Raw genomic sequence first — 22,364 nt, 5'->3', positions numbered from 1 at the left:
CAACATGTGAATATAATTGTTAATTTTAATTGTGATCTATGTAGCATCATTCTGGTATTGATTGTTTTTGCCACAGAAAGATCAAATTGTTATCTTAATTCATAAGGTCATTTGGCATTGAGTTTAACTTATTTTTAACTTTTTTTTGGCAAAATAATTTTATTTATTTGTTAATGTTGAATTCTTTTCCCTTTGTAGATAATTATGACCATGTTAGTCTTTTTGACGTTTATGTTGTCTATAATGAGTAGCGTACGCGTTCAGTTTATAGAGAATGACTAGTGGTTAACTTAAGAGTCACCTTTACTTATGCATGAATCCCTGACAATTGCATTGCTTCAGGCACGGGAAACCGCAATGGGTTTTTTCCGTCCTATTTTGAAAAGTTATAACTTGACTGAGCAACAATGGCGTATTATTCGCGTACTTGCGAGTAGCCGTTCGATTGATTTTCATGATTTAGCTTGTCTCACCTGCATCTTGCGCCCAAGCTTGACGGGCATTCTGACGCGTATGGAACGTGATGGTCTTATCTTCCGCCTAAAGCCAATGAACGATCAGCGTAAGCTGTATGTTTCCCTGACACCGGCTGGTCAGGAGCTTTACGAACAGGCCAGAGGGCAGGTTAATGAGGGTTATAAGGCGATTGAGGATGCTTTTTCTCCAGCAAAATTGGCCCAGCTTTTAGCGTTGCTGGATGAATTTACTTCCATCGGAAACCCCTCTCAGGAAGATATAGAGACAGAGAATGAGTAGTCGGTAGCCGTACTGCATTAATATATTAATTAAGTGATTTATTAATGGTGGCGTAAAGGCCGCCGGAATGAACTGTCTGTGTGTTTTGAGCAGTTTATTGCGGCGGTTTTTTTATTCTGGATGGGAAAATTGAGCCTGAAATAGCTCAAATAAGAAAAAGATTATTAGTAGAAAAATTGAAGTATTCAGATTTGCGTTAGTATTTTTTTAATAGGTCTGTCGGGCATATTGATACGCGTTTTTATCATTCATAATAAAAAAATCTAACATATCAGATTTATCCCCATAAAGATTAATAACTAATATTTGGTATACATATCCCTGAAATGAATAAGGGTGATTTCGCTTTGTTACTACTAACTATTGTGAATGAGAATCATTTGTGTTTTAATGCCGACGCTTTAGATAAAGAAAATATATGGCATTAAGTATTATTATAATTATTGAATTATTTTTTTGTTAAATTTGTTATTAAATTTGTTATTAAATGTTGACTGGATAATAAATAACTCATCAAAACATGTTGTTATTTAGATAAAGTGAGTAAATATCATCTAACTAACAGATTGTTAGATAAGAGATTTTTAATTTTCATGGAGATGGATGATGATATTTAACCGGGATGCTGTGACGCTGGCAGCTTTAATCTCTATTCCTTTCAATTCATTTGCAGAAACGAATGAAAAAGATCAGAAGATTGAATTAGACACTATTACCGTTACCGCGCAGAAAATCAAAACAGAACAACAGAAAACACCTGTCAGTATGAGTGTATTAACTGATTTTGATCTTGAGCGGCAGAATATTGAAAATATTTCTGAAGCAATAATGCGTATCCCCAATTTTTATATGGTAAAGGCAGGCAATCCATCTGATGCCGGTTTTTTCTCTATGCGGGGAATTACTCCCGGTATGGAAGGGGAGCAATCTGTTGGCTTTTTCATTGATGGTGTGAATACCAATACTTACGATTCAGAATTACTCGATATTGATAAAATCGAAGTATTGAGAGGCCCACAGGCCACTTTATACGGCCGTAATACCGAAGCGGGAGTGGTGAATGTCATCACTAAAGACCCGGATTTTTCACCTGAATATAATTTCGGCCTTTCTTATGGTAATTATAATCGCACGCAGGCAAATGCCATTCTGGGCGGGAGTATAAACCAAAGTGAAGATTGGGCTTATCGTGCCGCTCTGAAATACCTTTATAGCGATGGCTATTTTAAACGTGATTATGATGGTAAGAAGAACGTAGATAATAATCGTGACTTCAGCGGCCGGTTAAAACTGCGCTGGCAGCCATCCGATTATAACTGGGATGTGATTACGACTTTTGATATGCAGAACCGCCGTAACGGCAACATGTCTTTTGCCGCATTGGATGATATCAAAAAAGGGCGTAAATACGTTAATTCCAATTATATTGGTAAAGTCAATGTTGATTCTTATAAAGGTCAGGTGAAGGCCGTCTATTCTTGGGATAATCTTGATTTCACTTCAATCAGTGCTTATACCGATGAAAAGAAAATTGATAATCAGGATTTAGATTTTACCAAAAACTCCATCAGTGAGTTACTGATGAAGAGAAAAACGAATTACTTATCGCAAGAGTTTCGGTTAAATTCAAAAAATGAGGGCGCCTTTAACTGGTTGATTGGTGCTTATACATTCCATCAGAAAGACAAAAATATTATTGATTATCGTAATATCCCCAATAAGTTCTCGATGTTAAGGGACTCTGATATAAAAACAGATAACTACGCGCTGTTCGGTAATGCAAGCTATTATTTGCTGGATAATGTTGAGTTAGTCGCGGGTCTTCGCTATGACTACGAAAAGAAAAATATCGACTTTAAACTGAGTGGCATGGGCGAATCCCAAGACAATAACCGCCTGTCATTTGATACTTGGTTACCTAAAGTTGGCGTTAACTATTACATGACCGACAATGTCATGTCTTATGCCAGTGTTTCGCGTGGTTACAAGAGCGGTGGCTTTAATACCCTAGGGCCAAAATCCAGCCGTTCTTATGGGGCTGAATATACCACCAACTATGAAACCGGCTTTAAATCCGAATGGTTTGATAAACGTGTACGCTGGAATACCTCATTCTTCTGGATTGATTTAAAAGATCAGCAGGTTGAAGTGGCTTCTTACCCACTGTCTTATACCGTCAACAGTGGTAAATCTGTCAGCCGTGGGATTGAATCAGAATTGGCGTGGCGTATTACGCGTAGCTTAACGGCATCTGTTAATGCAGGTTATACCCATGCTAACTTCAAAGATTTCCCAACCGAAATCAAAACCACTGAAGGTAAGTTTGCCGCGGTGAATTACAAAAATAATCGCCCGGCTAACTCACCAGATTATACTTATGGTGTGGGTGTCGACTATAACTTCCTCAATGGCTACTTTGTCCGTGCCGATTACAATGTAAAAGGAAAGACTTATTTCGATAACAGTAACAGCAAAAAACAATCTGCTTATGGCTTATTAGATCTTGGTGCCGGTTATGAAACCAATGACTATGCAGTGAAATTGTGGGTTAAAAATGCGCTTAATCAGAAATATGCTACCCGTGCATTCCAGATGGACGATGGAAAGTGGTATGCGCGTGCCGGGGAAGGAATGAACTTCGGCGTGAATGTAAATATTAAATTCCAATAATAAATTAACTATGGCTGTCGAATTATAGTGGCAGCCATTTATTTTTTTGAAGCACACGAGCTATGTCCTGAATGGACTTTATGTGAATACATAAAGCCCTTATTCAATCACAAATTAATTATACCCAATAAACGTTAAGTCTCCGGTATATTTGTAATTGCAGGTAATAGCGATGAATAGTATAAAAAATTCAACCCGATGGGTAAGAAATACTTTATTTAAGCAGGCGGAACAGGCAAAAGAAGATATTGCCTTACGTTATTGCATTAAAAACACAAATGGGACTCAAGATAAAACCGAAATTTATACTTATCAGGATTTATTATCGCTTGGCTGCAAATTAGCCAGTCAGCTAACGCCAAGATCGGAAAAGCAGTCTCCGGCATTATTATTAATGCCCGGTGACTCATCATTTGTCATAAGCTTTATCGCCTGTATTATTCGTGGCATATCGGCTATTCCTGTACATTTAGCGAGTCATTTGCGGATTAATCGCAGCAGTGAAACGATTGACCATATTATTGAAGATAGTCAGCCTGAATTTATTCTGACTTTCAGCCATTTTGCCGATGAAATTGCGGAACGAGGCTGGAATAAAGATCGCCAATTAATTTTTGTCGATAAAGTCATAGCGGCTCTTGTTGATTCTGAGCAGGTATTTCCGACAGAGGAAGAATATCACGCACTTTATCATTACTCACTTTGTCATAATAGTGATGCTCCCGTTTATCTTCAGTATTCATCAGGCTCAACCGCAAAACCGAAAGCGGTCTGTAATTATGATGACAACATGCGGGTGCAGCATGAAATATTGCTGGAATTACATCAGCATTGTCAGCCGAAAATCATCACAGCTAACTGGTTGCCTTTCTATCACGATCTGGGCATGTTCTGCGGGTTGTTATTGCCTCTGTTATCAGGGGGATGCTGCAATTTTATGCCGCCTGTTCATCTGGTTTCGGAGCCTTTCCGCTGGTTAAAAATAATTCATGATTATCAGGCCAATTCGGTAGCTGCTCCTGATTTTGCCTGGGAACTCTGTGCTTCAATGGTGACGGATGAGTGGATTACACAATTAGATCTGTCTTCTGTGAAAATGGCGATGAATGCCGCCGAGCCAATCCGAGCCGAAACCATGAGCCGATTTGCTTGCCGGTTTTCGGCAACGGGATTTCATCCGCAAAGTTTTACACCGGCCTATGGCATGGCAGAATCGACTTTGGTCATTAGCTATAAACCGATTGGCACGGACTATGTTAGCAGGCGCTTTAATGCAGAAGAGCTGGCAAAAGGCAGAGCTATCCCCTCTCCTGACGGACGGGAATTAATCAGTTCAGGTCAGGTCGCTCATCAGTGGCAATTACAGATTGTTGATCCTGAAACCCATCGGCCATTGCCGGAAGGGCAGATCGGTGAAATATGGGTCAATGGGGCTTCAACGGCAGGGGGATACTGGCAAAATCAGGCGCTGACGGAAACGGTCTTTAAAAACACGCTGGCAGGCGATCATTCAGGCAATCACTATCTGAGAACCGGCGATTTAGCTTTCCTGTATCAAGGTGAGTTATTTATTTGTGGCCGTTTAAAAGATGTCATTATCGTGGGCGGTCAAAACTATATGCCCAATGACATTGAAACGGTTATTGAACATTTCTGCCCCGGAGTAAAAATCGGGGGAATTTGCGTTTGTCAGGATTTTGATAATGGCGAATTAATTATCATGGCGGAAGTTTACCGCCATCTTAATCACGATGAATTAGATTCGATTGCGAAATCCATTGTGGCGGAAGTCGCGAAGCACTTTCAATTGATGGTCGGCAACGTGGTTCTGCTGGCAAAAGGCAAATTAAGCAAAACCTCAAGCGGCAAAATCCGTCGTCGTCATATGTTATCGCAATATCTGGCGCATCAGCTTGAGGTGGTATCGACCTATTCTGCTGAAGAAGAACCCGTCGCAATAACGTCTTCACCCCTTTTTAACGGGTTACAGCAAACACTGTGTCATTTATTGGGCATTGATTCATTTGATCCCCATCGCGGTTTTAGTGATGCGGGGCTGAATAGCCTGCTGGCGGTAAAATTCTGCCAAAAAGTCAATCAGTACCTTGATGGCAAATATTCTGACTACAAATTGAGGGTGACGGATTTATTTGCTTATCCGACTTTAGCCCAATTAGCCCATTATATTGAGCAGCATCGCAGTCAAATCAACACCAATGAGACGTTGGCAGAGCCGAAAAAGGCGGATAAGGAAATCGCAATCATTGCCATTAGTTGCCGTTTACCCGGACAGACCGATGAACACTGGCAGCACTATGGCAAATGGCTGGCGGCAGGGCAATCTGTGGTACGTCATGAACAGAGTCGTTATCGTCGTTTTGTTCAGCCAATCGGGGCAATCAATGATATTGAAAAATTTGATGCCCATTTTTTCAATATTGCCGATAGAGAAGCGCTATTACTTGATCCCCAGCAGCGCATTCTATTAGAACTGAGCTGGCACTTGTTTGAACAGGCAGGATGGTTGCCGAAGGCAGTCAAACAGCGCGATATCGGGTTTTATATCGGGCAGAGTGGCAGTGAATACGGGCAACTGTTATTGCAGCAGAATAACCCTGATTATGCCAAAAGTTATCTGGCGACGGGGATCAATACCAGTGCGACGTCTGGCCGGCTGGCAAAATTCTATGGAACAACCGGCCCGGCATTGACCATTGATACGGCGTGTTCTTCTTCCCTTGTCGCCTTGAATAGTGCGATGAATGCCCTGCAACAAAAACAGTGCTCGGCGGCTGTTGTGGGCGGCGTTAATCTCTTACTGTCACCGCAAATTGAACAGGCCCTGATTAATGCGGGCATGTTGTCACCTCATGGGCGTTGTGCCACATTCAGCCGTGAAGCTGACGGTTATGTCAGAGGTGAAGGAGCGGTTTTATGTTTGTTGAAACCTTATCAACAGGCATTAGCTGATGGTGATCCCGTACTGGCTGTCATTGAAGGCAGTGTTGTCGCACAAGACGGCGAAAGCAGCAGCTTAACCGCCCCGAATCCCAAAGCTCAGGCGGCCATGATGGCACGGTTATTAACCGATGCGGCACTGACGCCGGAGGATATTTCGTTACTGGAAACGCATGGTACAGGGACGGCGTTAGGCGATCCCATCGAAATCAGCGCCATCAATGCCGTATATGGTCAGCGAAAAACGCCACTGCGTTTAGGGGCAAGCAAAAGCCAGACCGGTCACTTGGAAGCCGCTGCCGGCCTGTGTGCTGTTGTGCGGGCAGTGGCGCAGATCCAGCAGCAGAAAGCCTTTGGCCATCCTACCTTTACCCAATGCAATCCGTTAATTGCAGACTATTTTGACCATTATCATTTTGAGCGTGAAACGGTTTCTTGCGAGATCAATCGGGTCGCGGTGAATGCGTTCAGTTTTACCGGCACGATGGCCGGAGTCGTACTGAGAAAACCGGAAGTACGCTCAGAAAATCTGACTGATGGCGTACCGTCAGTGTTTTTACCTTCTTTGTATTCTTTTAACCGACAAAGTTACTGGCCAGAAGCGCTGTTAATCGGTGATGGCGATAAAGCAGAAAACCAGCCGCCATTGCCAGAGCACAGTCGCCTGAATTTTGATTTTGTTCGTTCATGGGTTGCAGACACGTTATCCCTCGATATCAGTACATTATCTGACGATGAAGACTTGCTCAATTTAGGGCTGGATTCTTTGCAGATGCTGGATCTGGTGGACGAATGCAAGAAACTGAATGTCTCTCTGACGCTCGCGAAATTGTTCGAAAAAACCACTTTGTCAGCATGGCGGCAGTATTGGCAGAGCATAAATGTGACTCATGAGCTACAAAAAGAGCCTGCGGTTTCTTCCGGCCAGTGGAATGGTGAGCCATTTGCATTAACCTCTGTTCAGCAGGCTTACTGGCAAGGACGGCAACAAGGGCAAGTGCTTGGCGACGTGGCCTGTCAGGTCTATCTCGAACTGGACTGTGTTTCACTGCCAGATTCAGCCATCAATCAGGCGGTCAACAAGCTGTTTCAGCGGCACGATCTGCTGCGGATGCGCATTAACCCGCAGGGATTGGCGGTGATCCGCGATGATCAGCCGGTTACTGTTAGCAGTCACCAATGGCTACATTTATCTGATGAAGCCTGTTCTGCCGAGCGTATGAACTTAAGACGTCAGTTATCGCATCGAATGGCGGATCTGACTCAAGAAAGCGGCTTCCAGTTAATTGCCAGCCACAGTGCTCAGGGAACTTGCTTACATATCAATGTTGATATGGTGATAGCGGATGCCATGAGCCTTCAGATCCTGTTGGATGAACTGAGCGAATTTATTCGCCAGCCGGAATTGTCACTCACTCCCCTGAATTACAATTTCCCACAGTATTTGCTGGATCTGGATTTAAAAAACGCCAATAACACTGAACATGCAGCCTATTGGCAGCAACGTGTTGCGGCAGGATTACCTTTGGCACCTCAACTTCCGCTGGCAGTGCAGCCCGCAGAATTGAATGAACAGAAATTCAGCCATCGTGACTGGCGGCTGGAGGCGGAAAGTTGGGGTCGGTTAAAAAATATCGCCCGCCGTTATGGTGTCACCCCCTCCATGTTATTGGCAGGGTGTTTTGCTGAAACCTTAAGAGGCTGGGTGAAAGAGCCTGATTTTTCACTCAATCTGACCATTTTTAATCGGCGGGGAGAACATCCGGAGCTATCGAAGCTGGTGGCTGATTTTACGTCACTGTTATTGCTGGCCTGCAAAACACAGGCGGACGATAGCATTCTGACCCATGCGCGTCGTTTAAATCAGCAATTCATGAGGGATCTTGATCATGCTGATTACAGTGCGGTGCAGGTCTTGCGTGACTGGTCACAGCAGCGGGGAGAGCAGGTGACTATGCCTGTGGTCTTCACCAGTAACCTTGGGCGGGATCTGTTGAGTGAAAAAACACTGGGCACACTCAGTTACCTGACTTCTCAAACGCCGCAGGTGTGGATTGACTGTCAGGTAATGGAGCATCAACAGGAATTACTGATCAGTTGGGATACGGTCGATACGCTATTTCCTGTAGACATGGTCGATCAGATGTTCAGCTTTATGACCCGACTGATTATGGCGATAGTTCAGGATGAAATGGTATTACATGCACCGGTCACGGCCTATATTGCGCCTTCGCGATTAGCACTGCGCAGAAACCCACCTCAAAACGAGCCAATCCCGCCGTTGGCTCCCCGGCTTTTACATCAGCAATTCTGGCACTGGGCAGAGAAGACACCGACGAATATTGCGGTGATAAGCCAAGGGATCGCCCTGACTTATCAGGAAATCAGTGAACAGGTGCGTGAACTGGCGTGGCGTTTAAAGGATCGACAGATCCAGCATGGTGATCATATTGGCTTGCTGCTGCCGAAAGGTGTTGAGCAAATCGTGGCGGTACTGGCCTGTCACTTCGTGGGCGCGGTGTATGTTCCGCTGGATATTGCAATCAAAGCGCAGCGGTTGCAGCAGATTATCAGCCAGTCTGATATCCGTTTAGTTATTGGTCATCAAGAGCGTGAGATACAAGACGATCAAACCGATTATGGCTGGCTGAATATAGCCGCAAAAAGCCCGAACACGCTCCCGATTGAGCAGATTGTTTTCGGCCATCCTTCCGATGTTGCCTATATCATTTTCACTTCCGGCTCGACGGGCGTACCGAAAGGCGTGGTGATCTCACATCAGTCTGCTGCCAATACCGTTGATGACATCAATTTCCGTTATAGCGTTAGTCAAAATAACGAAAAGCAGCGCATGACTATTTTTGCGTTATCGGCGCTGAATTTTGACTTATCGGTCTATGACATTTTTGGCTCTCTCTCCCTCGGCGGAACTCTTGTTTTACCGAATGCGGGACAGGAAAAAGAGGCGAAGCAGTGGCTTGCTTTGTTACATGAGAATCAGGTCACGCACTGGAATAGCGTACCGGCTCTGTTTGAAATGCTGCTGGTGGCGGCAGAACAGGAACCGCGCGGGCTGCCTGCTTCGCTGAACCAGATTCTCCTTTCCGGCGATTGGGTCGGGCTGGATCTGTTACCGCGTTTGAGGGCTTTGGGCAGCGGGGCGAACTTTACCGCGCTGGGCGGCGCGACCGAAGCGGCGATATGGTCGAATGCCATCGACGTTTCAGTGATCCCGTCGCATTGGAATTCAATTCCTTACGGCTATCCTCTGGCGCATCAATATTATCGCGTTGTTGATAACCAGGGGCGGGATTGCCCGGATTGGGTAACGGGTGAGCTATGGATTGGCGGGCAAGGCGTTGGATTGGGCTATTACGCTGATCCCGACAAGACCGCCGTGCAGTTTGTGATCCAAGGGGGAGAGCGTTTTTACCGAACCGGAGACTTTGGCCGCTTCTGGTCAGATAGTTGCCTGGAATTTCTGGGGCGTCAGGACAGGCAGATAAAGCTGCATGGTTATCGGATTGAACTCGGCGAAATTGAAGCGGTTGCCGAACGTTTGACGGAGGTTAAACATGCAGTGGCCTTGTTTTTGGATAAGCCGCAAAAACATATCCAGCTATTTATCGAAGGCAAAGAACAGCACAGCTCCCGTGAATTAACCGCGCCAGCCTATGCTGTGATGAGCGAACTGCCCGATCACATCACTGCCATTGATCAGCGTCATGATGAAAAAGAAATCACAAGTCATCTGCTGCATCATATTCTGACCGATGTTTTTGCCCTTGATTTTACTGACTGTCAATCCAGCGAAGTATTACTGGAAAAAGCGGGTATTACGGCGCAATGGCAACCGCTATTTGGCGCTTGGTTGGCGTGGCTGGTTGAACAGAAAATGCTGGAGTGTCATTCAGACCGTTTCAAGGCAACTGCACGTTGGCAACAACGCCGATTGGCTATCCATGATGAGAGATTATTATCGATCCATCATGCCATCGAACAGAAAGCCACATGGCTGGTGGCGGTCTTAACGGGCAATGAAAATCCGCTGTTATTACTGGATAATCCGGTCATTTCGCCGGAGAACTTAGTTGCTTATTCACCGGATACGCTGGCAATGGCGGATGCGCTTTGCCAGCAAATTGAAAGCTTATCGGCACAGTTACAACGTCCGGTACGAGTGGCTGAATTAAATGGCCGCAGTGGCATACTGGCAAGTTATCTCCTCAGCCGTCTGAAAGCGGAGAGCGTCCATTATTGCCTGATGGAATCGGCGGGTTCTCTGAGAAAACTGGCTGAATATCGTCTGGCAGGCTATCAGCATACGGTTGACGTGATATCGGCGCCGGAGCAGGTGGTATTCTCTGCCGATATTGTGATCACCAACAATGCCTTGCATCGGTTTAGCGATATTGCTCAGGGAATCGAGGCGCTCAAATTACTCTGTGGCACGGATTCTCTCATTTATGCGTATGAAAGTCTGACACTCAGCCCACTGGCGTTGCTGACCGTATTATTGTTGCAAGATCAGAATGGCTTTAGCGATCAGCGCAAAGGTGCGTTTTCACCGCTACTCAATCAGCAGGACTGGCAGCAAACCCTGAGCGATGCCGGGCTGGTTCTCCATGCTGTCAAAGCTGTTCAGCCTCATTCTATGCTGTTTATCTGCCAGTGCCGACAGGCGAAAACACTGATCCACCGTGAAACACTGATGCAGCATCTGCGGCAGTATTTGCCGGTGTATATGCTGCCTGCGCAGATCACGTCATTAACGCCGTTCCCGCTCACGGCCAATGGCAAAATTGACCGTAATGCACTGGCGGCACAAGCGGCGGCTGTACGACCTGAGATATTTACTGATCCGGCGGAAAAAGCGGCTTTATCTGATGAGCGTGAACAGTGCGTTGCGCGGGTATGGCAGCAGATATTGGGTGTTGTGCCGCAGGCTGACAGTAACTTTTTCCTGTCAGGAGGCGATAGCTTACATGCAACCCGCATCGTCGCTCAGTTGGAAAAAGAAGGCGTGGTGGATGTCACACTGGCACAGATCTTCTCGCTGCCCGTGTTGCGTGATTTTGCCAGTTCCATCACATTCAGCGCGAAAGTATCGCCGTCAGCTCAGTTAATTCATCAGCCGGAACTGCGTTATGCGCCGTTTGAACCCACGGATGTTCAGCGGGCTTATTTGATGGGACGCCAGGCGGGGTTCCATCTCGGTGGCGTCGCCACGCATTATTACAATGAGTATGAATATCACGGGAATGAGGGAACGGCATTTGATCCGATCAGGCTTGAAAAAGCGCTTTCACAACTGGTCGCCCGTCATGATGCGTTACGCATCGTATTTGATGAACACGGCGCTCAGCGGGTTCTGGCGCAGCAGCCTTCATCAGCACTCACGATGATTTCTTGTCGTGCTGATGAGTGGGAAATCGTTACCGCAACCCAGCGGGAATATCTGTCACACCGCGTGCTGGAGCCGGCACAATGGCCGTTATTCCACGCCACACTGATTCAGTCCGATGACGGCAGAAGCCGCTTCTGCCTTGGATTGGATAATCTGATACTGGATGGCCTCAGTATGCAGATCTTCTTCACCGAGCTGGCGGTTTTTTATGCCAATGCCGCCGTTGATTTGCCGTCGGTTGATATCGGCTTCCGTGATTATCTGACTGCAACGCATCTGAAACCAGAATCAGAGAACAACTCAGAAAACTACTGGCGTGAAAGATTGGAACTATTGCCTGATGCGCCGCGTTTGCCTCTGGTATGCGATCCTAAATCGCTGGGAACGCCAAAATTCAAACGCTGGCAGTCCGTTCTGCCCGCGGCTCGCTGGCAAAAACTGGCCGCCAAAGCGCGCAGCTATCAAATCACGCCTTCTTGCCTGTTACTGACCTGTTATGCGCAAGTACTGGCGAAATGGTCTGAATCTGCGGCTCTGACGATCAACGTGACGCTGTTTGATCGCCAGCCTTGCCATCCTGATATCAACCATATTATGGGGGATTTCACCTCTCTGCTATTACTGGCCTGTCAGCAATATCAGGACGAAAGTTGGTTTGAGCGTGTCCAGCGGACTCAACAGCAGCTCTGGCAGGATCTGGAGCATTCAGATGTTTCCGCCGTCTGGGTAATCAGGGAACTGAATCGCCAGCGTGGAACCACGGATGTCACGATGCCAGTGGTATTTACCAGCGCTTTGGGCGCGCAGGTGACGGATTATCCTGACGTTGATTTCCCTGCTTCGATCTGGGGAATATCACAGACGCCGCAGGTCTGGATTGATCATCAGGTCTTTGAGCGGGAAGGCGAGCTGCATTTCAACTGGGATGGGGTGGAAGCGCTGTTTCCTGCCCAGATGATTGATCAGATGTTCAGTGCTTATTGCCAGTTACTGGAAAAACTGGAGGATGCGGAAAGTTGGCATGTTCCTTTGGCTGTACCGCTGCCTGCCTCTCAGCAAATCAGCCGCCAGCAGGTGAATGAAACCCGCGCGCCGTTTGATTTTTCTCCGCTGCACTGCCGTGTAGCTACAGCGATGCAGAAATTTGCCCCGCGAACGGCACTGGTGGAGGGCGATAGCGTAATCAGCTATCAGCAGCTAGAGCAGGCGGTCAGAAAATTGGCGCAGTATCTGACCGAGCAGGGCGTCAGAGAAAAAGATTTGGTAGGTATTGCACTGCCCCGCAGTGGTGAACAGATCATCGCGTTACTGGCTGTGCAATGGCTGGGTGCTGCCTACGTACCGCTATCAAGCCAATGGCCGCTATATCGCAGAGAGCAGGTGATTGAGCAAGCAGAAATACGCTACGTCATCAGTCACCCTGAACTGACATGGCCGGATACGGTCACGGTGCTGTCTGTACAAGGGGAGCCTGATTCCGCATCGCGTCCTGAACCGCTGGCGGTGACATCAGAGGATCTCGCCTACATTATTTTCACTTCGGGCAGCACAGGAATACCAAAAGGTGTCGCTATCAGCCACGGTGCGGCAGTGAATACCATTGAAGCGGTAAACCGTCAGCATCATCTGCATGAACAAGACCGGGGAATTACCCTCTCAGCGCTGCACTTTGATCTTTCCGTCTGGGATATCTTCGGGCTGCTCTCGGTTGGCGGTGCGCTGATTATCGTCGCAGAGCAGCAGGAAAAAGACGCCGCCGCTTGGTTGTCTCTGGTCAGCCGGCATCGGGTCACGGTCTGGAACAGTGTTCCTGCTTTGCTCGAAATGGTGCTGCTGATTAGTCAACATGAGGAGACCGACGGTGCGCTGGCGAGTTTACGCTTAGTCATGTTATCTGGTGACTGGGTGGCTCCGGCATTGCCGCAGCGCCTGAAAACATTCGCACCGGATGCTCAGTGTGTGGCGATGGGCGGCGCGACGGAAGCAGCCATATGGTCTAACTACTGCTTAGCCGATGAGTGGTTAGCCAACGAGTGGCAAGAGGATGAATCGGCTTCTGGCTGGCGATCTGTTCCCTACGGCGTTCCTTTGCCTAATCAATCATTCCGCATCGTGAATGAAATCAATGAAGATTGCCCGGACTGGGTAACAGGAGAGCTCTGGATCGGCGGGAAAGGTGTTGCTCTGGGCTACTTTGGTGACAGGGAACGGACAGAACGCCAGTTTGTCAGCCATCAGGGACAGCGTTGGTATCGTACCGGTGATACGGGGCGTTACCGTCCGGGTGCGGTGATCGAATTTCTGGGACGCAAAGATCAGCAGGTCAAAATTTCGGGTTACCGTCTGGAACTGGAAGAAATCCAGCATGTGCTGAAAACCTGCCCTGATATTGAAGACGCTTTGGTTTTTGTCACTCAACAACATGATCGTCCATTGTTGTCTGCCGTTGTGATGTCCCACGATGAACCGAATTGGGGCGATATCATGGACGCATTGCGTCAGAAACTGCCGGAATATTCGATACCGACTCGCGTTGGTCACTGTCAGCGCTGGCCTTTAACGGATAACGGCAAGCGTGATCATCAGGCACTTGAAACCCTGCTGCACCCTTATGTCCGTGCCGTGGAAACCACACGTCCGTTAACGGAAGCGGAGCAACTTCTCTGTGATCAGCTCAAACTCTTATTAGACATTCCGCACATTAATTTTCATGACAACTTCTTTGCCATTGGCGGTGACTCCTTCATTGCCACCCGTTTAACGTCGGCACTGCGTCGGCATCATGGCATTGAATTACCGCTGTGGAAAATATTTAGCTTACAGACTATTTCACACATCGCCCAGACCATTGAATCCACATTCATGGATGAAGCAGATATTCAATTTGAGGAAGGTTCACTATGAATCAGGAAATGCAGCATCAGGCTACCGAACTTCTTTTCAGTCTTGAAAATAAACAGGTTCGTTTTTGGATGGAGGGAGAAACATTAAAATTCAGGGCGCCGGAAGGCGTCATGACTCCCGATATTATTGCTCAACTAAAAGCACTAAAGCCTCAACTGATTGAGTTATTGCAAAACTGGCAGCATCAGAGTCCATTCCTGAACCATCCTGAAAGGCAGCACGAACCTTTCCCATTAAGCGATGTACAGGCGGCTTATTTTGTCGGGCGTCAAAGCTTGTTCGAATATGGCGGTGTCGGTTGTCATGGCTATTTTGAGATTTTATCCCCGGCTTGGGAGATCAATAAATTAGAGCAGGTGTGGAACCAGCTTATTGCTCGCCACGGCATGTTAAGAGCGATAATCATGCCCAATGGTGAGCAGATGATTCTGCCTTATGTGGAGCCTTTTTCTATTGAGGCGGTTTCGCAACCGCCGGAATCACTGCGTGAAACCATGTCGCATCGGGTATACCAGACCGACACATGGCCGCTGTTTGATTTAAAAGTCAGTCAAGCAAATGGTAAAGCCTGCCTGCATTTCAGTATCGACCTGCTGATTGCGGACTTTCTGAGTGTCCAGATCTTACTGGCTGAATTACTGAACGGATACAGCGGCAAACCGCTAGATCAAGCTCCGTTAGCGATCAGTTTCCGTGATGTCATTCAATATCAGCGCCAGCAGAAACACGGGCGTGATTATGCCCAGTCGCGTCAATATTGGTTAAATCGCGTTGCGGATCTGCCCGCCTGCCCGCAATTACCGGTTTTGCGTACGGAATTGCAGAACACCCCGCAATTTGTTCGCCACGACTACCAGCTTCCTCCTCAGCAATGGCAGGAATTACAGCACATCTGCCAATCACAGGGCGTTTCGCCTTCCGCGTTACTGTTGACGCTATTTAGTGAAGCGATCGCCAAATGGTCTGAAAGCCGTCATTTCAGCCTGAATCTGACGGTCATGAACCGCCCTGATGCGCATCCGGAGATAGCAAAATTAGTGGGTGATTTTACTTCCGTCAGCTTGCTGGAAGTGGATTTGCGCGACTCCCGTTTGTTGCGCCAGCGTGTCGAACAGATCCAGACCCGGCTCTGGCAGGATCTGGAACATAACGCCTTTTCCGGTATCGAAGTGATCCGGGAATGGGTACGCCAGCGCGGTAAAGAACAGGCAAAAATGCCGGTGGTGTTTACCAGTGCCTTGGTAGGCGAGGGAAAAACGCAGGCGCAGGAAGCGATTATTGCCTCACAGATGGACATTGAATTTAGCTACGGCATCAGTCAGACGCCACAAGTCTGGATTGACTGTCAGGTGATGGAACTCCAGTCAGGGCTGCGCATTAACTGGGATGTTCTGGCTGATATTTTCCCGGCCGGCATGATTGATGCCATGTTTGCGGCATTTATTGATGCCGTCATGCAGGTTATTACCGATGAAACGGTCTGGCAACATTCACTGACCTTGTCGTTGCCACAGGCACAGCAGCAAGTTCGCCAGCAGGTCAATGCCACCGCAGCGCCGATTGAACCCGCGCTGCTTCATCACAATATTCTGCGTCAGGCAGAACAAACCCCAGAAGCGATTGCGCTGATCGATGCGCAGCGCACGATGACTTACGGCGAACTGGTGGATCAGGCGCAGAAACTGGCGAAAAAACTGTCGGGTAAAGGGCGTTATGCCATCCTGCTGGAAAAAGGCCATCAGCAGGTTGTGGCGGCGCTGGCTATTTTGTTGGCGGGCGGCGCTTATGTTCCGGTGGATGCAAGCCAGCCGTGGCCGCGAATCGTCCAGATTCTGTCGGACGCTCTTGTGGAAACCGTCATTATTGCAGGGGAAGAAGAGCAGGAAACTAAACTTACGGCGGCGGGTTTTCATGCCCTCAATCTTCACCGATCAGAGGCGTATCCCGATCTGCCAAGTCTGGAGCCTGTCAGCATCACACCGCAGGATCTGGCGTATATCATCTACACCTCAGGCAGTACCGGCCAGCCGAAAGGCGTGATGATCAGCCATGATGCGGCTTACAACACGATCTGCGATCTGCGGCAGAGGATCTCCCTGAGCACCGATGATTGCGTGCTGGCACTGGCGCGTCTGAGTTTTGACTTATCTGTTTTTGATCTGTTTGGGGTATTGGGTGCAGGCGGAACGCTGGTATTTCCTGATGAGGGGGATTTACAGAATCCGGCCAAATGGGCGCATTTAGTGGCGCAGCATCAAATCACCCTGTGGAACTCCGTACCGGCACAAATGAAAATGCTGACAGCGTATTTGTCAGCCGAAAATCTCGTTCTGCCTTCGCTGCGCTACAGTTTACTTTCCGGCGACTGGCTGCCCGTCAGCCTGCCTAAAGCAATGGCGCAGACGTTACCCAATGCCGCGCAACTCAGTCTGGGAGGCGCGACCGAAGCGGCGATCTGGTCAAACTGCTGGCAGGTCGATCCGCAGGTCGATTATCAGACCAGCATTCCTTATGGCATTCCGTTGACCAACCAGCAATTCAGAGTGGTTGATCCCCAAGGTGCAGATTGCCCTGATTGGGTCGCAGGGGAATTGTGGATTGGTGGCAGGGGTGTTGCGCTGGGATACTGGCACGATGAAGAGAAAACCGAACACCATTTCTTCACTGACGCTAACGGCGTGCGCTGGTATCGCACAGGTGATCTTGGCCGCTATACCACTGACGGCGTTATCGAATTTCTGGGCAGAATGGATCATCAGGTCAAAATCCGTGGCTATCGGGTGGAAACAGGAGAAATTGAAGCGTTATTGTTGAAGTCCTCGCCTGTTGCTCAGGCGGCAGTGATTAAATCCGGCGATAAACATCAGGCTGAATTACATGCTTACGTAGAACCTGCCCAATTGCCGGCTTTATCACCTCAAAGCCAGCAGCACGCCGATTATTGCCGACAGGCAGTGCAAGAGATCCGCGCGATAGCTGAACAAACAGCAGGATCGCTGGATAAGGCACTGATCGAAAAACTGTTCTTCTTATTGGATCAGGTGGCATTGATGCAGATGGTGAAAGCCTTATCAGCAATGCAGACCTTGCCAATGCATCAAACCGTAACCCTTGATGAAATCATTCAGAAAGGCAACATTGCAGAAGAAAACCGGCAACTAACCCGACGCTGGCTGCGCGCGTTGGTACAGCACGATTATCTGGAACAGACAGGCGATCATTACCGTTTAATCAAACCGGTCTCTGAGAGCGAGATCAATGACGACTGGCAGCAATGCGAACGGCTCATGGCGCAATTGGATGACGATCGCGGCTTATTGACCTATCTGGAACGCAGCAGCCAATGTTTACCTGAATTGCTACAGGGGAAAGAAGATCCCCTTAACTTACTGTTCCCGGATGGCAACCTTGACGTCGCGACCCATGCTTATCAGAACAATTTGATCAGCAAATTCATGAACCGCTTATTGATCAGTGCCGCCGAGAAAAAAGCGATTGAAGTAAATCAGCAACAGCATCGTTGCCTGAAAGTGCTGGAGATCGGCGCGGGTGTTGGCGGGACAAGTAATGTGCTGATCCCGCATTTGGCCGGATGGAACGTCGAATATACCTTTACGGATGTTTCAACCTTCTTCCTGAATGAAGCCAAAAAACGTTATCAACAATTTGATTTTGTTCACTATCAGCTGTTTGATTTCAATCAGTCACCCACGGAACAGGGGCTGGATTGCGGCCAGTTTGATCTGATTATTTCTGCCAATGTGCTGCACAACGCCATTATTGCCCGTCAGGGACTGGATAATCTGCGCCAGCTTCTGACTCCCGGTGGCTGGATGCTGATCATTGAAGCCACCCGCGATAATTATCAGTTAATGACATCAATGGAATTTAAGCACGGCTTAACCCAGTTTGCCGATGAACGGCTTGAATTGGATTCGCCATTTATGCCGCAGCAAAACTGGCTGAATGCGCTGCACGATGTGGGAGGCGAAACCGTTTGGGCCTATCCGCCTGCTGATGACGCGTTATATCAGATGGGGCAAAGTTTTATGCTGGCGCAGTTCAACTCACGTCGCCAGCATTGTGAACCTCAGGCGTTACTGGCCAGCCTGCGGGATCAATTACCGGAATACATGGTTCCCGCTAAACTGGCGATCCTGGATGCCTTACCTGTCTCCGCAAATGGCAAGTTAGATCGCAAACGGCTTCCTGCCTTGCCTGATCAGACGCAAAACCGGGCAGAGATAGTATCACCGCAGACCGATGATCCGCTGGAGATGACCTTACTGACGCTTTGTCGCGAAGTCATTGGCAATCCGGCCATCGGGGCTGATGATGATTTCTTCACCAGCGGCGGCGATTCCTTGTTAATTACCCAATGGATCAACCGCATCCGGGAAACACTGGGCGCGGATCACGTTCCCTGGGAAGGGAGCTTAAGGCAGGTACTGCAACAGCCGACAGTCAGGGCACTGGCCGCGTATTTGCGCAGCCAGTCAGAACAGCAGGAAACTCAGCAGAGCCAGCGTACCCGCGTCACCTGCCTGAAACCAGGCGATGGCGAGCCGGTGATTATTCTCCATGAAGGCAGCGGCACCATTTTGCCTTATCTGCCATTGGTCGAAAAATTATCAGGGCCGGTGTATGGATTGAGCGTGGGAGATATTGAGACATTCCTGTCCATTCCGGCCGACAATCTGATCCCACAACTGGCAGCCCATTACTTACAGGAAATTCAGGCGATATCACCGCATTGCCATCTTGTGGGCTACTGCATGGGCGGGTTGCTGACATTCGAAATTGCCAGACAGGCGATGGAAAATCTGACACCGGTCAGATCAGTAACCGTTGTCAGCAGTTACCAGATCCCCTATCGCATAGAAGATAGCCTGATGATCGATATGTCGATTGTCTGGGCGCTGGGCATTGCCAGCCCGTGGCCATTTGAGAAACCCCAACTTGACGCGATTTATGAGGAAATTTTGGCTGAGAAGCCGGATGTCATTACCCATGATGTCGTGACGCAGCGTGCTAACGCAAAAGGGTTACATCAACTGGCGGCCGCGTATGCACAAGTTCAGCAGCAACCCGAAGACCAGCGCTTATCGCAGTTATTGGCTGCTATTCAGGGAACCGCATCGGCTCAATCGGACGTCAGCCAGACCCAGTGGAAACAGAGGGTTAAAGTGTTCCGCCACAGTATTCGAGGCGTCTGTGGCTACCAGCCGGAATATTTTGCCGGAGACATGACCTTTGCCTGCCAGCAGGGAAATACCCACCTGTTACCGGCCTTGCAGCAGGATATGAAGACGTTCTGGCAGACCAACTGCATTGGCGATGTCACCTATCTCGATCTGAATGGCGATCATTTTAATTGCATGAATGTCAGCAATATTGATCCGCTGGTGCATCATATTGAACAGGGCAAAATGAGGGAAGCAGAATGACGACAAGGAAATCCGTACTGGTCATTGGCGGGCAGGGTGCCGTAGGACGTGCCGCCGTTGACGTACTTTCCCGACTGGGCTATCGGGTCATGATTGCGGGGCGCACTGAGCGCCCTGAATATCACGATTATTATCAGCTAGATCTGTTTGACCGAACGGCATTAGCTCGCTGCTGTCAACAGGCCGATTTAGTGCTCAATACCGCCGGGCCGGCTTCACTGATTGAAGATGTGATTGCCGCAACGGCACTTAATGCGGACGTCCATTACGTTGATGTCGCGGGTGATCCGGCGGTTGAGAAGAAAATCTTACAACAGATCGCCACGCGCCAAGAGTCGTGTCGTTCTGCCTGTGTACTGGGCGCAGGTTTTATTCCGGGGCTGGCAGGAATGCTGCCCTTATATGCTGCGGAATACTTGCAGCCAGTCTCGAAAATCCGCCTGTATACAGGCGGTATCGAAGCCTTTACCGCAACATCGGCACAGGATTTTTTTGCCAGCCAGCAACCGGAGCGAGAGCAGGGCAAAACGGGATATATCCTCTCCGGCGGTCAACTTATCAGAGCGGGGATAGAAAAAAATAAGTCTATCTCAACAGCAGAAAGAATGTTTGATGCACTGCCTTATTTCAGTTTCGAACAGGAAAGAGTCGCGCAAAAACTGTCACTTTCTCATTTGGCGGCATACAACCTGCTGGCGGACAGAACCTTGTTACTGACCGCGCCTGCAAATCAGGCCGATGCGATTCAACGCTTAATAACCTTAAGCCAGCAGCTTGTGGAAAAAGAAGGTGAGCAGCAGCATCTGCTGATGGAAGCGCATGGCTTACTGGCAGGTCAGCCGACCATGCTCAGACTTCAAATCCGCTTTAACAACAGCTATCAACTGACGGGCAGTATTGCGGCACTAGCAGCTCATCAGGTACTGAAACAGCCCGTGACAGGGCTTTACTGGCTGCCGGATATCATCAACATCAGAACCTTGCTGACCCAATTAGATGAATTGTCTCTTTTCAGCCGTTTTAGCTCAGATTTTCTGCCTGACGATGAAATCGTGCTCTTTCAGGAGGGGGAAATATGAGTAAGCCATTAAAAGTCGTCGTCTGCGGCACCCTGTTCGGGCAGGTTTACCTTTCTGCCTTCAAAAGTGCATTTGCCGGATTTGAATTGGCGGGGATTCTGGCACAGGGCAGCGAACGCTCGCAACAATTGGCACAGGCTTACGGTGTGCCGCTTTATCACCACGTTGATGAGCTACCCGATGATATTGATATCGCCTGTGTCGTGATTCGTTCCGCTATCGTCGGCGGAAAAGGCAGCGAAATTGCCAGAGCGTTATTACAACGGGGCATTTCTGTTTTGCAGGAACACCCGGTTTACCTGCGTGACGTGGCTGAATGTTTAAAACTGGCTCGCCAGCATGGTTGCCGTTATCAGGTCAATACCCATTACCCCCATGTGCCAGCCGTCCGCCAATTTATTGCTTATCTGCGGGAAGCCCTACAAACCCAGCAGGCGCTGTTTATCGAAGCAACCTGCGGTGTTCAGGTTATCTGTGGATTATTGGATATTCTTGGCCGTATCTTTGGCCGCTTTACCCCCTGTGGATTCAGCCAACCGGAAAGCTATGACAATAAATTGCTCGGCTTAATGAACCACACACCGCCTTATACCCAATTGCGCGGTGTGATTGCAGGTGTTCCCTTAACGCTGAATTTACAAAATCAGCTTGATCCTGCCGATCCCGATAACCATTTTCATATCATGCATCGCATCTGTGTGGGATTACCCAGCGGCAACCTGCTGCTGGCGAATACTCATGGGCCGGTTATCTGGAATAACTGTTTTCATATTCCCAGAGTGAAAACGGCATCGGGATGTCGTGAACTGATTGCGCCGGAATTAGCGCCGGACTATTTTCTACCGCCCCTGAATCAGTCCTTCTCAAATCATGAAGACAATTATCATCAAGACAATTTGCAGGACGTATTAAACCGCCATTGGCCATCGGCGGTACGCCATGCACTGCGTGAATTTGCCGGCCAATGCCAGACGCCGGCACCTGCGGATGCACAATATTTACTATCCCTGACCAACGCGTGGAAATCTTTGATGGAACAAGTGGGTAATCCTGAAAGCGTTTCTCTTGCTGATCCGATGATGGCATCACCTGAGATCGCGCGTTTTTTATCTGAATGGAAAAGTGAGAGGAAGGAGTAAAGCA

General features: G+C 48.4%; 6 protein-coding genes. All 6 read left to right on the top strand.

Annotation, left to right across the window (positions count from 1 at the left end; all coding sequences use genetic code 11):
• The first annotated feature begins 309 nt into the window (after positions 1 to 309).
• The 6 genes from hpaR (at position 310) to NXS07_RS06195 (ending at position 22,360) form a co-directional block, all read left to right on the top strand.
• Positions 310 to 756, top strand: coding sequence for a homoprotocatechuate degradation operon regulator HpaR (gene hpaR / locus NXS07_RS06220; protein WP_038208486.1), 447 nt, complete (start codon positions 310 to 312; stop codon positions 754 to 756).
• A gap of 603 nt (positions 757 to 1,359) precedes the next feature.
• A complete protein-coding gene (locus tag NXS07_RS06215) occupies positions 1,360 to 3,426 on the top strand; it encodes a TonB-dependent receptor (RefSeq protein ID WP_038208488.1) in 2,067 nt (688 codons plus the stop codon).
• 172 nt (positions 3,427 to 3,598) lie between these two features.
• Positions 3,599 to 14,695, top strand: coding sequence for a non-ribosomal peptide synthetase (locus NXS07_RS06210; RefSeq protein WP_258086381.1), 11,097 nt, complete (start codon positions 3,599 to 3,601; stop codon positions 14,693 to 14,695).
• On the top strand, positions 14,692 to 20,142 hold the full coding sequence (locus NXS07_RS06205) for a non-ribosomal peptide synthetase (protein WP_258086380.1): 5,451 nt from the start codon (positions 14,692 to 14,694) through the stop codon (positions 20,140 to 20,142). The genes NXS07_RS06210 and NXS07_RS06205 overlap by 4 nt, the downstream gene beginning before the upstream one ends.
• Positions 20,139 to 21,221 carry a saccharopine dehydrogenase NADP-binding domain-containing protein gene (locus NXS07_RS06200; RefSeq protein WP_258086379.1) on the top strand — a complete coding sequence of 361 codons (1,083 nt, stop codon included), beginning with the start codon at positions 20,139 to 20,141 and terminating at the stop codon, positions 21,219 to 21,221. The genes NXS07_RS06205 and NXS07_RS06200 overlap by 4 nt, the downstream gene beginning before the upstream one ends.
• Positions 21,218 to 22,360: a Gfo/Idh/MocA family oxidoreductase gene (locus NXS07_RS06195; protein WP_258086378.1), complete on the top strand. Its 1,143-nt coding sequence runs from the start codon at positions 21,218 to 21,220 to the stop codon at positions 22,358 to 22,360. The genes NXS07_RS06200 and NXS07_RS06195 overlap by 4 nt, the downstream gene beginning before the upstream one ends.
• The last annotated feature ends 4 nt before the right edge of the window (positions 22,361 to 22,364 follow it).

Origin of the sequence: Xenorhabdus bovienii, assembly GCF_024721015.1 — a bacterium.
Classification (GTDB): domain Bacteria; phylum Pseudomonadota; class Gammaproteobacteria; order Enterobacterales; family Enterobacteriaceae; genus Xenorhabdus; species Xenorhabdus bovienii.
This window is presented reverse-complemented; position numbering and strand designations above follow the sequence as displayed.

Bases quoted from the DNA above. Each gene is read 5' to 3' on its own strand.
- NXS07_RS06200 (WP_258086379.1), top strand. From the start codon at position 20,139: ATGACGACAAGGAAATCCGTACTGGTCATTGGCGGGCAGGGTGCCGTA.
- NXS07_RS06205 (WP_258086380.1), top strand. From the start codon at position 14,692: ATGAATCAGGAAATGCAGCATCAGGCTACCGAACTTCTTTTCAGTCTT.
- hpaR (WP_038208486.1), top strand. From the start codon at position 310: ATGCATGAATCCCTGACAATTGCATTGCTTCAGGCACGGGAAACCGCA.
- NXS07_RS06210 (WP_258086381.1), top strand. From the start codon at position 3,599: ATGAATAGTATAAAAAATTCAACCCGATGGGTAAGAAATACTTTATTT.
- NXS07_RS06215 (WP_038208488.1), top strand. From the start codon at position 1,360: ATGATGATATTTAACCGGGATGCTGTGACGCTGGCAGCTTTAATCTCT.
- NXS07_RS06195 (WP_258086378.1), top strand. From the start codon at position 21,218: ATGAGTAAGCCATTAAAAGTCGTCGTCTGCGGCACCCTGTTCGGGCAG.